This window comes from Micromonospora sp. WMMD558 (genome assembly GCF_049315255.1).
Taxonomy (GTDB): Bacteria; Actinomycetota; Actinomycetes; order Mycobacteriales; family Micromonosporaceae; genus Micromonospora.
Genome location: NZ_CP186061.1, coordinates 2,396,012 through 2,409,240, shown reverse-complemented (window position 1 = coordinate 2,409,240; position 13,229 = coordinate 2,396,012). Strand labels below are relative to the sequence as shown.

11 protein-coding genes are annotated in these 13,229 nt (G+C 70.7%); 5 read left to right on the top strand and 6 right to left on the bottom strand.

Annotated features, from left to right (window positions below):
* Positions 1-123: 123 nt before the first annotated feature.
* The 4 genes from ACN26Y_RS11780 to ACN26Y_RS11765 are packed head-to-tail and all read left to right on the top strand — an operon-like array spanning position 124 to position 3,669.
* Positions 124-705: a hypothetical protein gene (locus ACN26Y_RS11780; protein ID WP_155330327.1), complete on the top strand. Its 582-nt coding sequence runs from the start codon at positions 124-126 to the stop codon at positions 703-705.
* Entirely contained in the window at positions 702-1,760 is a 1,059-nt protein-coding gene (locus tag ACN26Y_RS11775; RefSeq protein ID WP_155330326.1) for a peptidoglycan-binding protein, read from the top strand. Before ACN26Y_RS11780 ends, ACN26Y_RS11775 begins: the two co-directional genes overlap by 4 nt.
* 2 nt (positions 1,761-1,762) lie before the next feature.
* Positions 1,763-2,470, top strand: coding sequence for an ABC transporter ATP-binding protein (locus ACN26Y_RS11770; RefSeq protein ID WP_155334041.1), 708 nt, complete (start codon positions 1,763-1,765; stop codon positions 2,468-2,470).
* Complete coding sequence (locus ACN26Y_RS11765; protein ID WP_422734711.1) at positions 2,467-3,669, top strand: ABC transporter permease; 1,203 nt, start codon at positions 2,467-2,469, stop codon at positions 3,667-3,669. Before ACN26Y_RS11770 ends, ACN26Y_RS11765 begins: the two co-directional genes overlap by 4 nt.
* A 229-nt stretch (positions 3,670-3,898) precedes the next feature.
* Here the strand turns inward: ACN26Y_RS11765 and pcrA are convergent, their stop codons facing one another.
* Positions 3,899-6,292 carry a DNA helicase PcrA gene (gene pcrA, locus ACN26Y_RS11760; protein WP_155330324.1) on the bottom strand — a complete coding sequence of 798 codons (2,394 nt, stop codon included), beginning with the start codon at positions 6,290-6,292 and terminating at the stop codon, positions 3,899-3,901.
* 314 nt (positions 6,293-6,606) lie between these two features.
* Between pcrA and ACN26Y_RS11755 the strand changes: the two genes are divergently transcribed.
* Positions 6,607-6,945, top strand: a complete 339-nt coding sequence (locus ACN26Y_RS11755; RefSeq protein WP_155330323.1) for a chorismate mutase — start codon at positions 6,607-6,609, stop codon at positions 6,943-6,945.
* Positions 6,946-7,214: 269 nt separating this feature from the next.
* Here the strand turns inward: ACN26Y_RS11755 and ACN26Y_RS11750 are convergent, their stop codons facing one another.
* The 5 genes from ACN26Y_RS11750 to ACN26Y_RS11730 all read right to left on the bottom strand — a co-directional run bounded on the left by ACN26Y_RS11750 (position 7,215) and on the right by ACN26Y_RS11730 (position 13,032).
* Positions 7,215-8,225 carry an ABC transporter ATP-binding protein gene (locus tag ACN26Y_RS11750; RefSeq protein WP_155330322.1) on the bottom strand — a complete coding sequence of 337 codons (1,011 nt, stop codon included), beginning with the start codon at positions 8,223-8,225 and terminating at the stop codon, positions 7,215-7,217.
* Positions 8,218-9,255 carry an ABC transporter ATP-binding protein gene (locus tag ACN26Y_RS11745; protein WP_155330321.1) on the bottom strand — a complete coding sequence of 346 codons (1,038 nt, stop codon included), beginning with the start codon at positions 9,253-9,255 and terminating at the stop codon, positions 8,218-8,220. The genes ACN26Y_RS11750 and ACN26Y_RS11745 overlap by 8 nt, the downstream gene beginning before the upstream one ends.
* A 5-nt stretch (positions 9,256-9,260) precedes the next feature.
* A complete protein-coding gene (locus tag ACN26Y_RS11740; RefSeq protein ID WP_155330320.1) occupies positions 9,261-10,208 on the bottom strand; it encodes an ABC transporter permease in 948 nt (315 codons plus the stop codon).
* Between the two features lie 75 nt (positions 10,209-10,283).
* On the bottom strand, positions 10,284-11,294 hold the full coding sequence (locus tag ACN26Y_RS11735; protein WP_155330319.1) for an ABC transporter permease: 1,011 nt from the start codon (positions 11,292-11,294) through the stop codon (positions 10,284-10,286).
* 100 nt (positions 11,295-11,394) lie between these two features.
* Positions 11,395-13,032, bottom strand: coding sequence for a peptide ABC transporter substrate-binding protein (locus ACN26Y_RS11730; RefSeq protein WP_155330318.1), 1,638 nt, complete (start codon positions 13,030-13,032; stop codon positions 11,395-11,397).
* Between the last annotated feature and the right edge of the window lie 197 nt (positions 13,033-13,229).

Sequence of the window (13,229 nt, the reverse complement as noted above, 5' to 3'; positions counted from 1 at the left end):
TGACCTGTGTACCGAGACGGCCGGTGAACCCCGCCGGCGTCCAGCACAGGCATGGCCGCGACGTTCCCGTCGAAACGGATACGTCGTACGCGATGCGCAAACCTTGGTCCAGAGGAGAAGTAGATGCCGATCGACGGCAGACGGGTGAGCCGGCGTTCACCGCGTGGCATCCGGTACGCGGCACTGGCGGCGTGTGCGCCGTTGCTGGTGGCGGTGTTGACGGCGTGCGGGCCGGACCAGTCGGAGACTACCGGCGGCGCGGCGAACTCCGGCACCGCCGGCGAGTGGGACGCCTACGACAAGCAGATGCAGAACCTTGTGACGTGCCTGCACGAGCAGGGCGCTACGGGAGTCCGCTACCTCGGCCACGACAAGGTGGGGGAGGAATTCTCGGGCATGCCGGACTCGGTGACTCCCGAACTGGTCCAGTGCTTCGAGAAGTGGCCCGCGCTGGACCGCCCGGTGAAGGACACGCTCAGCAAGCCGAGCGAGGAGCAGCTGCGCGAGGCCCGCGCGAACGCGCAGTGCATGCGCGACAACGGCGTGCCGGACTTCCCGGATCCTGATCCCAACCCGGCCCCGGCCGACGAGACCGCCTTGCGAGGCCTCAAGGAGAAGCACCGAGCCATGATGGAGAAGCCGGCGGCCAAGGCGGCGGCGAAGATTTGTCTGCCCGACACCAGCGACCTGACGGGCGTCGGATGAGCGGCCGATCTCGCCGGGTGCTCTTCGGTGTCGTCGCCGCCGCGGTGGTCGCCGCGGCGGCGACGATGTCCGCCGGGGTCTTCGCCGGGGGCGGGGACGACACCCCCGTCGGCGCTCCCGCCGTCGACACCGTCAAGGTGACGCGGTCCACGATCACGGCGGCCACGGTCGTCGAGGGCGAGATCGGCTACGGCCAGCCGTCGGCGATCACTTCCAAGGCGGCCGGCACCCTGACCTGGCTCGCGGCGGCCGGCAGCACGGTGCGGCGCGGACAGCCGCTGCTGCGTGCGGACAACAACCCGGTCGTGCTGCTCTACGGCGAGCTGCCGTTCTACCGCGTCCTCGCCGACGGGGTCGAGGGCCCGGACGTCGCCCAGCTCGAGGAGAACCTGGTCGCGCTGAAGTACACCGGCTTCGAGGCCGACGACTCCTACTCCGCGTCGACCGCGGCCGCCGTCAAGCGGTGGCAGAAGGACCTGGGGCTGCCTGACACGGGCACCGTGGCGCCGACGGACGTGATCGTCGCACCCGGCCCGCTGCGGATCGCCACCCAGACGGCCCGGCTCGGGGCGCCGGCCGCCGGTGACATCCTCACCGCCAACCCGACCACCCTCATCGTCACCGCGAAGGTGCCGGCCGCCGAACCCGACCTGGCCAAGAAGGGCGCCAAGGCCACCGTCACGCTGCCCGACGGCGCACCGGTGGCGGCGACCGTGCGCGGCGTGGTGCCACCCGCGTCCCCCGGCGACACGCCCGCAGGTCCGGCGCCGGATCAGGGGGAGCCCACGGTCACCGTGCAGCTGACCCTGAAAGCCACCGCCAAGCCGCAGCCCGGGCCGGTCTCGGTCCGCTTCGTCACCGCCGAGCGCGCCGACGTGCTCGTGGTGCCGATCCAGGCGCTGCTCGCCGTCGGCGAGCGCGGCTACGGCGTGGAACTGCGGGACGGCGCGACCAGCCGGGTCGTGCCCGTGAAGACCGGGCTGTTCGCCAGCGGCAAGGTCGAGATCAGCGGCGACGGCATCGCCGAGGGCGTCACCGTGGGGGTGGCGCAGTGAACGTGGTCGAGCTGACGGACGTCACCAAGACCTACCCCGGCGGGGTACGGGCCGTACGCGGGGTCAGCCTGGACATCGCGTACGGCGAGGCGGTCGCCGTCGTCGGGCGTTCCGGATCGGGTAAGTCCAGCCTGCTCAACCTGATCGGCACCCTGGACCGCCCCACCAGCGGCCGGGTCCGCATCGGCGGGCACGACGTGGCGGCCCTCTCCGACCGGCAGCTGTCCGGCCTGCGGGCCGCCACGATCGGCTTCGTCTTCCAGCAGTTCCACCTGACCCCGGGCGTCGCGGTGCGCGCGGCGGTGGCCGACGGCCTGCTCTACTCGGGCGTGGCCGCCCAGGAGCGGCTGCGGCGGGCCGACGCCGCGTTGGAACGGGTCGGCCTGGGCCACCGGCTGCACCACCGTCCGCACGAGCTGTCCGGCGGTGAGCGGCAGCGGGTGGCGATCGCCCGGGCGCTGGTCGGCGATCCGCCGCTGCTGCTGGCCGACGAGCCCACCGGCAACCTCGACTCCGCCTCGGGCGAGACCGTGCTGGGCCTGCTGACGGAGCTGAACGCGACCGGCACCAGCGTCGTGGTCATCACCCACGACCGGGAGCTGGCGGCACGGCTGCCGCGGCGGGTCGAGGTCTCCGACGGGCTCATTGTGCGCGACGAGCGCGAACCCGGTGTGGTGCCGTTCGCCGCGCGGGTCGGGGCGGCCCGGTGACCGCCCCGCCCCGCCCCGGGCGGCTGTCGCCAGCCGACGTGCTGCGGCTCGGCGCGGTCGGGCTGCGATCACGCCGACTGCGGGTGTTCCTGTCCGCGCTCGGCATCGCGATCGGCATCGCCGCGATGATCGCCGTGGTCGGTATCTCCAGCTCCAGCCAGGCCGAACTGAACCGGCAGCTGGACGACCTGGGAACCAACCTGCTGACTGTCGAGCCGGGCAGATCGTCGGCCGACAAGCCGACGCAACTACCGAAAGAGGCGATCCCCATGATCGCAAGAATCGCGTCGGTGGAGGCGGTGTCGGCGGTCGGACGGCTGCCCAACGTGCACGCGTACCGCAACGAGCACGTCAACCCCGTGCAGACCGGCAGCCTCACCGTGTACGCGGGCCACCTCGACCTGCCGGCAACGGTCGGGCTCAGCCCGGTCAGTGGGCACTGGCTGAGCCAGCCCACCGCCGACTTTCCCACCGCCGTGCTGGGCTGGACCGCGGCGCAGCGGCTCGGCATCGACGACGCCGCGGCACGGCCGCAGATCGTGCTCGGCAAGCACCGCTTCACCGTTGTGGGCGTGCTGCGGCCGGTGCCGCTGGCCGAGGACCTGGACCGCGCCGTGTTCGTCGGCTGGTCGGCCGCGGAGAACTACCTCGGCTTCGACGGGAACGCGACGACCGTCTACACGCGTACGGCGGAGGACGCGGTGGCCGAGGTACGCAAGGCCCTGCCGCGCACCGTGAAACCGGGGGCGCCCCACGAGGTCCTGGTCTCGCGGCCGTCCGACGCGCTGGCCGCCAGAATGATCACCGAGAACACGTTCAGCGGCCTGCTGCTGGGCCTCGGCGCGGTGGCGCTGCTGGTCGGCGGGATCGGCGTCACGAACACGATGGTCATCTCGGTGCTCGAACGCCGCTCGGAGATCGGCCTGCGCCGGGCGCTCGGGGCCACCCGCGGCCAGGTCCTGCTGCAGTTCCTGGTGGAGTCGCTGCTGCTGTCCGCGCTCGGCGGTCTCGGCGGCATCCTGATCGGCGTCGTGGTGACCGCCGGGTACGCGGCCACGCAGGACTGGCCGGCCGTGGTGCCGCTATGGGCGACGGCGGGCGGGTTCGCCGCGACGCTGCTGATCGGCGCGGTCGCGGGGCTCTACCCCGCTGTGCGGGCCGCCCGGCTCACGCCGACGCAAGCGCTGGCGGGCGTCTGAGCCGACCGGCCGGCGGCGTCCCGATCGGGGGTCGCCGCCGGCCGGCGGCCGGTGCGGACCCGCCCGAGTACTGGTCGCAACTGCCGGACCGGTCGGGTTTCCCCACGACCTCGAACATGGGTTCGCCGGTGCCCGGCTTCAGCAGCCGTACCAGCAGGAGCGCCCGGCGCTCAGCCGGGCCGAATCCGCGGCCTTCACCGCACCTGCTCAGGCAGTCCCTGGCCGCGGCTCAGAGCTTGTCGATCGGGGCGTGCCGCAGGACCAGCCACATCGTCTGGTCGCCGAAGTCGATCTGGGCCCGCGCCCCCGGACCGTGCCCCTCCACGGCGAGCACCCGGCCCAGCCCGTACCGCTGGTGGTTGACCCGGTCCCCGACCGCCACCTTGGGCGCCTGCGGAAGCTCGCTCGCCGTCGCCAGCCGGCTGCCGTCCACGCCGAGACGCTTCGCGAGCTGCGCCGCCTTCGGGGTCCCCCCGGTGAAGCCGCCACGGCCGCGGTCGGCGCGGTCCGCGCGGCCACCCACGCCTCCGCCACCGCCGGCCCACGACGTGTACGAGCCCTCGGTGCGCTCCCAACGCACCAACTCCGTGGGAAGCTCCTCCAGGAACCGGGACGGCGGGTTGTAGGCGGGCTGCCCCCACGCCGAGCGGGTCACCGCCCGGGACAGGTAGAGGCGCTGGCGGGCCCGGGTGATGCCCACGTACGCGAGGCGCCGCTCCTCCTCCAGTTCCCGCGTGTCCCCGAGGGCGCGCAGGTGGGGGAAGACGCCGTCCTCCAGGCCGGTCAGGAACACCACCGGGAACTCCAGGCCCTTGGCGGTGTGCAGCGTCATGAGGGTGACCACGCCCTGGTGCTCCGGGTCGTCGCTGGGGACCTGGTCGGCGTCGGCGACCAGCGCGACCTGCTCCAGGAAGCCGGCGAGCGTGGCCCGCTCCCCCTCGGCGCCGAGCGCCTCGACCCGCTCCGTGTACTCCCGGGCGACGCTGACCAACTCCTGCAGGTTGTCGACCCGGCCGGCGTCCTGCGGGTCGAGGCTCTCCTCCAGCTCGGTCAGGTAACCCGAGCGGGTCAGCAGCGCCTCCAGCACCTCCTCGGGGGTGCCCGTCTCGGCCAGCTCCCGGGCGCCGTCGAGCAGCGCGACGAACTCGGCGATGCCGTTGGCCGCCCGGGTGGAGATGCCCGGCGCGTCCTTGGCCCGGCGCAGGGCAGCGCCGAAGGAGATCCGGTCCCGGCCGGCGAGCGCCTCGACGCACGCCTCGGCCCGCTCCCCGATGCCCCGGCGCGGCGTGTTCAGGATCCGGCGGAGGCTGACCGTGTCGTCGTCGTTGACCACCGCGCGCAGGTACGCCAGGGCGTCGCGGACCTCCTTGCGCTCGTAGAAGCGCACCCCGCCGACCACCTTGTACGGCAGGCCGACCCGGATGAACACCTCCTCGAAGACGCGGGACTGGGCGTTGGTGCGGTAGAACACCGCCACGTCCCCCGGGCGGGTGCCCCCGTCGTCGACGAGCCGGTCGATCTCCCGGGCCACCCAGTCCGCCTCGGCGTGCTCGGTGTCGGCGACGTAGCCCACGATCGGGTCGCCGGACCCGGCGTCGCTCCACAGCCGCTTCGGCTTGCGGGAGGTGTTGCGGTCGATCACGGCATTGGCCGCGTTGAGGATGGTCTGGGTGGAGCGGTAGTTCTGCTCCAGCAGGATCGTCCGGGCGTCGCTGAAGTCGCGCTCGAACTCCAGGATGTTGCGGATCGTCGCGCCCCGGAACGCGTAGATCGACTGGTCGGCGTCACCCACCACGCACAGCTCGGCCGGCTCCAGCCCCTCGGTGCCGGACACCAGCTCCTTGATCAGCACGTACTGGGCGTGGTTGGTGTCCTGGTACTCGTCGACGAGCACGTGCCGGAACCGGCGCCGGTAGGTCTCCGCGACGTGCGGGTGCGACTGGAGCAGGTGCACCGTCGTCATGATCAGGTCGTCGAAGTCCAGCGCGTGCGCCTCCCGCAGCCGCCGCTGGTAGAGCGTGTACGCCTCGGCGAGCGCCCGCTCGTTGGGGCCCTTGGCCCGGGCGGCGAACGCCTCCGGGTCGACCAGCTCGTTCTTCAGGTTGGACACCTGGGCCGCCAGGCCGCGTGCCGGGTAGCGCTTCGGGTCGAGATCCAGCTCGCGGGCGACGAGCTGCATCAGCCGGCGGGAGTCGTCCGCGTCGTAGATCGAGAACGTGGACTTGAGGCCGGCGTGCTCGTGCTCGGCCCGCAGGATGCGGACGCAGGCGGAGTGGAACGTCGACACCCACATCAGCCGGGCGCGCGGGCCGACCAGCGCGGCCACCCGGTCCTTCATCTCGCCGGCGGCCTTGTTGGTGAAGGTGATCGCGATGATCTGGCCGGGGTGCACGTCCCGCGCCGCCAGCAGGTACGCGATCCGGTGGGTCAGCACCCGGGTCTTGCCCGATCCGGCGCCGGCCACGATGAGCAGCGGCGACCCTGCGTGGGCGACCGCGTCCCGTTGGGGGCCGTTCAGCCCGTCGAGAAGCTGCTGCGGGTCGAGGCGCGCGGCGGCGGACCGGCGCGGCGGAGCAGGCTCGGGCGCGGGCGGGGACACGGGGATGTCGAAGAGAGGATGCATCGCACGGCGAGTCTATGCCGCCGCCCCGACGAAACCCGCCACGCACGCCCCGGGTGTAAGGAAGGGCCCCTTCTTAACGTCTCCGGTAGTGGAAGGGCCCCTTGTTAACGGCTTTCCTTGCGCCCGTCGCAGCCCTCACGGCATACTCGACGGCGTGTTCGGTCAGCGCTTCTACTTTTACTACGGCTCCGGGAGTCCGGCAGCCGTAGGTCGCGCCTGATCAACCAGACCTACGAAAGCCCCGGGCTCCGCGAGCCCGGGGCTTTTCCGTCCCGGGATCCGGGCACCGGGCCCGACATCCGAAGGGTACGGCGATGATGACAGACGTGGCGGAGCAGAACGGGAGCCGGGCCGAAGCGGGCGGGGCCGGCGGCTCCGTCGATCCCCGCACCGGCACCCAGGAGCCGCTGGCGGCGGCCCGGATCGCGGAGATCCGCCAGCGCATCGACGAGATCGACCAGGCGCTGATCGAGCTGTGGCAGGAACGGGCCCGGCTCTCCCAGCAGGTCGGGGCGACCCGGATGGCCTCCGGCGGCACCCGCCTGGTGCTCTCCCGGGAGCAGGAGATCCTGGAGCGGTTCCGGTCGGCGCTCGGCGCGGACGGCACCCAGTTCGCGATGCTGCTGCTCCGGGCCGGCCGCGGCCCGCTCTGAGGCCGGCCGCGGCCCGCGTTGGGGCCGGCCGCGGCCCCGCGTTGGGGCCGACCGCGCGCCGCCCCGCCGCGACCCTTCGCACCACGCCTCGGGTCTGCGGCCCCGCAGCCGTGCCCGGTGGGCGTCCGCTCGCCGCGGGCCGGCGACGGGCGGGAGACGAGGACCGGGGCGCCGGCCGTGGTGCGGCCGGCGCCCCGGGTCACTGAGGAGGCACTACCTTCACCGCCGGCCCCGTCAGGGTGGTCGGGGCGACGGCGTCTGGAGGGCTACTACTCGACCGCGTGCACCACGTCGCGTACCTCGGCGAAGTGGCAGGCGCTCGGGTGCGCCGACTTCTCCCGCACCTCCAGGACCGGTTCCTGCTGGGCGCAGATGTCCTGGGCCTTCCAGCACCGGGTCCGGAACCGGCAGCCCGACGGCGGGTTGGCCGGCGACGGGACGTCACCGGTGAGGACGATCTGGTCCCGCAGGCCGCGCAGCTTCGGGTCCGGCACCGGCACGGCCGAGAGCAGCGCCTGGGTGTACGGGTGGGTGGGGTTCTCGTAGATCTGGTCCTCGGTGCCGATCTCGACGACCTTGCCGAGGTACATCACCGCGACCCGGTCGGCGATGTGCCGGACCACGGACAGGTCGTGGGCGATGAAGATGTACGAGAGACCCAGCTCGTTCTGGAGCTTCTCCAGCAGGTTGATCACCTGCGCCTGGATCGACACGTCCAGGGCGGAGACCGGCTCGTCGCAGAGGATGATCTCCGGGTTGAGCGCGAGCGCCCGGGCGATGCCGATGCGCTGGCGCTGGCCGCCGGAGAACTGGTGCGGGTACCGGTTGATGTGGTCGGGGTTGAGGCCGACCAGCTCCAGCAGCTCCTGGACCCGCGCCCGCCGCTTCGCCCGGGGCAGCACGTCGGGGTGCACCTCGAAGGGCTCACCGACGATGTCGCCGACGGTCATCCGCGGGTTGAGCGACGTGTACGGGTCCTGCATGACGAGCTGGATGTTCCGCCGGCCGCGACGCCGCTCGGCGCCGCTCACCTTCGACATGTTCTTGCCCTGGACGAAGAGGTCGCCCGAGGTCGGGGTCTCCAGACCCACCAGCATCCGCGCCAGGGTCGACTTTCCGCAGCCGGACTCGCCGACGACGCCGAGCGTCTCGCCACGGCGCAGCTGCAGGTTGATCCCGTCGACCGCGCGGACCGCGCCGACCTGCTTCTTGAAGAGGATCCCCTGGGTCAGCGGGAAGTGCTTCACCAGGTCGCGGGTCTCCAGCACGATGTCAGACACCGGCCTTGACCTCCTTCCAGAAGTGGCAGGCGGCCGTCCGGACCGGCGACACCTGGTAGAGCGGCGGCGACGGTTCCTGGCGGCAGACGTCCTGCGCGTACCGGCACCGCGGGTTGAACGAGCAGCCCTTCGGGATGTTCGTCAGCGCCGGCGGCAGCCCCTTGATGGCGGCGAGCTCCTGGCCCTTGAGGTCCAGTCGCGGAATCGACTCGAGCAGGCCCTTGGTGTACGGGTGGGCCGGGCTCGCGTAGATGTCCTCCACCGGCGCTTCCTCGATGACCCGACCGGCGTACATGACCGAGATCCGGTCCGCAACGTCGGCGACCACGCCCATGTCGTGCGTGATCAGCACCAGGCTCATGTTCCGCTCGCGCTGAAGCTCGGCGAGCAGAGTCATGATCTGCGCCTGCACGGTGACGTCCAGGGCGGTGGTCGGCTCGTCGGCGATCAGCACCTCCGGGTCGAGCGCGAGCGCCATGGCGATCATGACGCGCTGGCGCATACCGCCGGAGAACTGGTGCGGGTAGTCGTTCACCCGCTGCTTCGCCGCCGGAATCTTGACCAGGTCGAGCAGCTCGACCGCGCGCGCCTTGCTGTCCTTGCGGGACATGCCGCGGTGCTTGCGGAACAGCTCACTGAGCTGGAAGCCGACGGTGAAGACCGGGTTCAGCGCCGACAGGGCGTCCTGGAAGATCATCGCGATCCGGTTCGCCCGGACCTTGCGGCGCTGCGCCTCCGGCAGCTTCAGCAGGTCCACGCCCCGGTAGAGGATCTGACCGCCGGTGATGAAACCGGGCGGGCTGTCCAGGATGCCCATGATCGCCTGGGCGGTGACGCTCTTGCCGCAGCCGGACTCGCCGAGGATCGCTCGGGTCTCACCCGGCCGCAGGTCGAAGCTCACGCCGTTGACCGCGTGCGCGATGCCGTTCCGGGTGCGGAACTCCACGTGCAGGTCCTTGACCTGGAGCGGCATGGCGTTCGGGTCCAGGCCGGGCAGGGCGTCCAGCTTGACGTTCACATCAGTGCTCATGGGACTCACCGGAACTTCGGGTCGAGGGCGTCACGCAGGGCGTCACCCATGAGGATGAAGGACAGCACCGTGCCGACCAGCAGCCCGCAGGGGAAGAGCAGCAGCCACGGGTCCTCCAGGAAGTAGACCTGGTGGGTCGAGATCATGATGCCCCACGACTGGGCGGGCGGCTGGAGCCCGACACCGAGGAAGGTCAGCGTGGCCTCCGCGGCGACGAACGAGCCGAGCACGATGGTCGCGTACACCAGCATCGGCGCGATCGCGTTGGGCAGAATGTGCCGGAACATCAGCCGACCGTTGGTCGCGCCCACCGCCTTCGCGGCGTGCACGTAGTCCAGGTCCTTCGACGAGATGACGCTACCGCGGATGATCCGCGAGATGACCGGCCAGGTGAGCAGGAACAGCACCAGGGCGATGGTCACCGGGTTCTGCCGCTTGATGACCGTGAGGAACACGATCGCCCCGAGCAGGAACGGCAGCGAGAGGAAGATGTCCATCACGCGGGAGATGACCGCGTCGACCCAGCCGCCGTAGTAGCCGGCGAGCAGGCCGAGGGCACCACCGATCAGGATCATGGCGCCGGTGGCCATGATCGCGATGATCATGGAGGGGCGGGCGCCGTAGATGGCGTGCGAGTAGTAGTCGCAACCGAGGATGTCGGTGCCGAAGGGGTGATCCCAGCTCGGCGCGACCCGGGAGCGGTCGGTGCTGCAGTCGCGCGGGTCCTGGCTCGTCCACAGCCCTGGGAAGGCCGCCATCGAGCCGACCACGAGGATGTAGAGGAACGCGATCATGAAGACCGGGTCGCGGACCAGTTGCCGGCGGGCGTCCGCCCACAGGCTCGCGCTGCGCTCCTTGCCACCGGTGGTCGCGGGGTCCCCCGCCGCCGCCGGCCCGTCACCGCCCACCGGCGCGCCGCCGACGGCGGTGCCGGCACTGGTCAGGTCGCTCATGTCCACACCTCGTTTCGTTCTGCCCTGCCGCGGGCGGCGGGGGTCTCCCGCCACCGGTTGCTCGCCCTGGTCCGGTCACTCATAGCGGATCCTCGGGTCGAGGACGGCGTACAGGATGTCGACCAGCAGGTTGGCGACCAGGACGACCAGCACCAGCATCGTCACCACGCCGATGACCACGGACGACTCGCCGGTGCGCGCCGAGAACGTCACCAGGCGGCCGATGCCGGGCACGTTGAAGATGGTCTCGGTGACCACCGCACCGGCCATGGCGGAGCCGATGTCGACGCCGATGAAGGTGATGACCGGGATCAGCGAGTTGCGCAGCGTGTGGACACCGATGACCCGCTTGTTCGCCAGACCCTTGGCCCGCGCGGTCCGCACGTAGTCGGCCCGGATGTTCTCCATGATGCTGGTCCGGGTGAGTCGCGCGGTGGTGGCGAGCGAGACGGCGCCCAGCACCATGCCCGGGATGACCAGGCTGGCCAGTGGATAGTCGGGCTTGAAGCCCGGGCTGAAGATGCCGTTCGAGATGACCTCGGGGATCCAGGCCTGGTCCCGCAGGACGTTGCCGAACTTGACCCCGACGAACTCCCGCACCACGACACCGAGCACGAAGATCGGGACCGAGATCACGAACACGGTGCTGATCTTGACCAGGTTGTCGGCGAAGCTACCGCCCCGCAGGCCCGCCCACACGCCGGCGGCGATACCGACGACCGACTGGAAGACGATCGCGATCACCAGCAGCTTCAAGGTGTACGGAAGAGCGTCCGCCACGAGATCGGTGACCTCACGCTGGCGGAGGTTGATGCCGAAGTCGAACTCGAGGAAGACGCCGGTGACCCGATCGACGAACAGCCCGAGGCACGGGTTGCCCTTCTGGTCGAGGCAGGGGTCACCGTACCCGAGCCGCTCGGTGATCGCCTGCAGCAGGGCCGGCGGCGGCGTCCGGTCGCCGAAGATGGCCCGGACCGGGTTCCCGCTGAACTGGATCGCCAGCGAGGTGATGTAGTGCAGCAGGAACATGGTGCCCAGCACGGTGGGGATGAACTGGAGCAACCGTCGAATGACGTAGCGCCCCATGTCGGGGTCTCCTCTCGGCGCTGACGTGGCGGCAACGATCGCCCTGGTGGGGTGACCGTTGCCGCCACGTCCTGTTACGGCTGGATCAGGAGTCTGAAGCTCAGTTCTGCTTCAGCGAGGTCGCAGCGTAGTCGGCGTCCGAGACCTTGTTCCAGACGAAGTTGTCGACGTTCTCGCTGTAGATCGCGGCCTCCTTGCGCCACCACATCGGGATGACCGGCAGGTCCTCGAGGATCAGGTCCTCCGCCTTCTGGTAGAAGGGGATCGCCTCCTCGATGGACTTGGCGCTGTCACCCTGCTGGAGCAGGCTGTCGAACTCCGGGTTGGCGTAGGTGGAGTTGTTGCTGTCCGCGCCGGTGCTGTACAGCGGCGAGAGGAAGGTCTCCAGGAACGGGTAGTCCGGGCCCCAGCCGAGACGGAACGGACCGGTGAACTTCTTGGCGTCCGCGGTCTCGAGGTACTGGGCGAACTGCAGGTTGATCTTCAGCTCGTAGTCGATGCCCAGCGCGGCCTTGATCTGGTCGCCGACCGCCTGCAGCCACTGCTCGTGGCCGGCACCGGCGTTCGCCCAGAGCTGCAGCTTCTTGCCGGCCGGCCAGCCGCCCGCCTGCTGCAGCAGATCCTTGGCCTTCTCGACGTCCTTCTTGCAGTACTGGCAGACGTTCTCGCGGGCGCCCTGGAAGGACGGCGCGATGTAGCCGGTGGCCGGGGCCTGCCGACCGTCGAAGACGGCGTCGATGATGGACTGCCGGTCGATCGCCAGCGAGAGCGCCTGGCGGATCTTCTTGTCCTTGAACTCCGGCAGGTAGATCGGCATGCCGACGTAGGTGAGGCTGTCACCCGCGAGCTCGAAGAGGCGGTCGCCGTAGGTGGACTTCGCCTCCTTGTAGCGCGCCGGCGGCAGGGTGTACATCACGTCCAGCTCGCCGGCCTGGAAGGCGGCGTAGCCGGCGTCGACGTCCGCGAAGATCCGGAAGGTGATCTTGTCGGGCTTGCCCGGCTCGCCCTTCCAGGACTCGCTGCGGACCAGGTTGATGCCGACGTTGTGCTGCCAGCTGCCCTCGATCTTGTAGGGGCCGTTGCCGATCGGGGTCTCGTTGCACTTGTCGGCCGCGTCGATGCACGCCTTGGCCATCGGGGAGTAGCCCGGGTAGCCGATCGTGGTCGGGAAGCCGGAGAACGCCTCGGCCAGCTCGACGGTGAAGGTCAGGTCGTCGACCTTCTTCAGGCCGGAGAGCTCCTTGGCCTTCGGCTCCGGGGCCTTCTTCGGGCCCTCGCCGTCCGGGTCCTCGGACTGGACGTCCTTGAAGCCGGCGATCCGCTTCATGAAGTAGCCGTTGTTCTGGCCGTTGGGGCCGTAGGCGGCGTAGTTCCACGCCCGGATGAACGCGTCGGCGTTGACCGGCTCGCCGTTGTCGAAGGTGTAGCCGCTCTTGACCTTGATCGTCCAGAGCTTCTGGTCGTCCGAGGTGATCGACTCGGCCAGGTCGTTCTCCGGCGCGCCGGACTCGGCGTTGTACTTGACCAGCTGACGGTAGATCTGACGGATCACGTAGAGCGACGGCTCGTCGTCACCGGCGGACGGCAGCAGGAACGCCGGCTCCGCGTTGTAGACCCGGAGCTCGCCGCCCGCCTGGCCGGCAGCGTCGTTCGAGTCGTCGCCGCCGCTGCTGCAGGCGGTGGCCAACATGGCGGTGGCGGTCGCCGCGACCGCCACCTTCAGGAATTTCCCGCGCATGGGAGTGCCTCCTCAGGGCGCTCGGCTCACGAGGGGGTTGTGAGGTGCCTGCCACTGTGACACCCGATGCACGGTGGCGGGAAGGCGTGTTATCAACCCGATACCCGGCCGGGACGGTGCGTACATCCGTCCGGAGGCGGCTGCACCCTCCCCGGTCAGGCGTGGTAAGAGCTGCGGGAACGTTCCCGCCGGGCCGG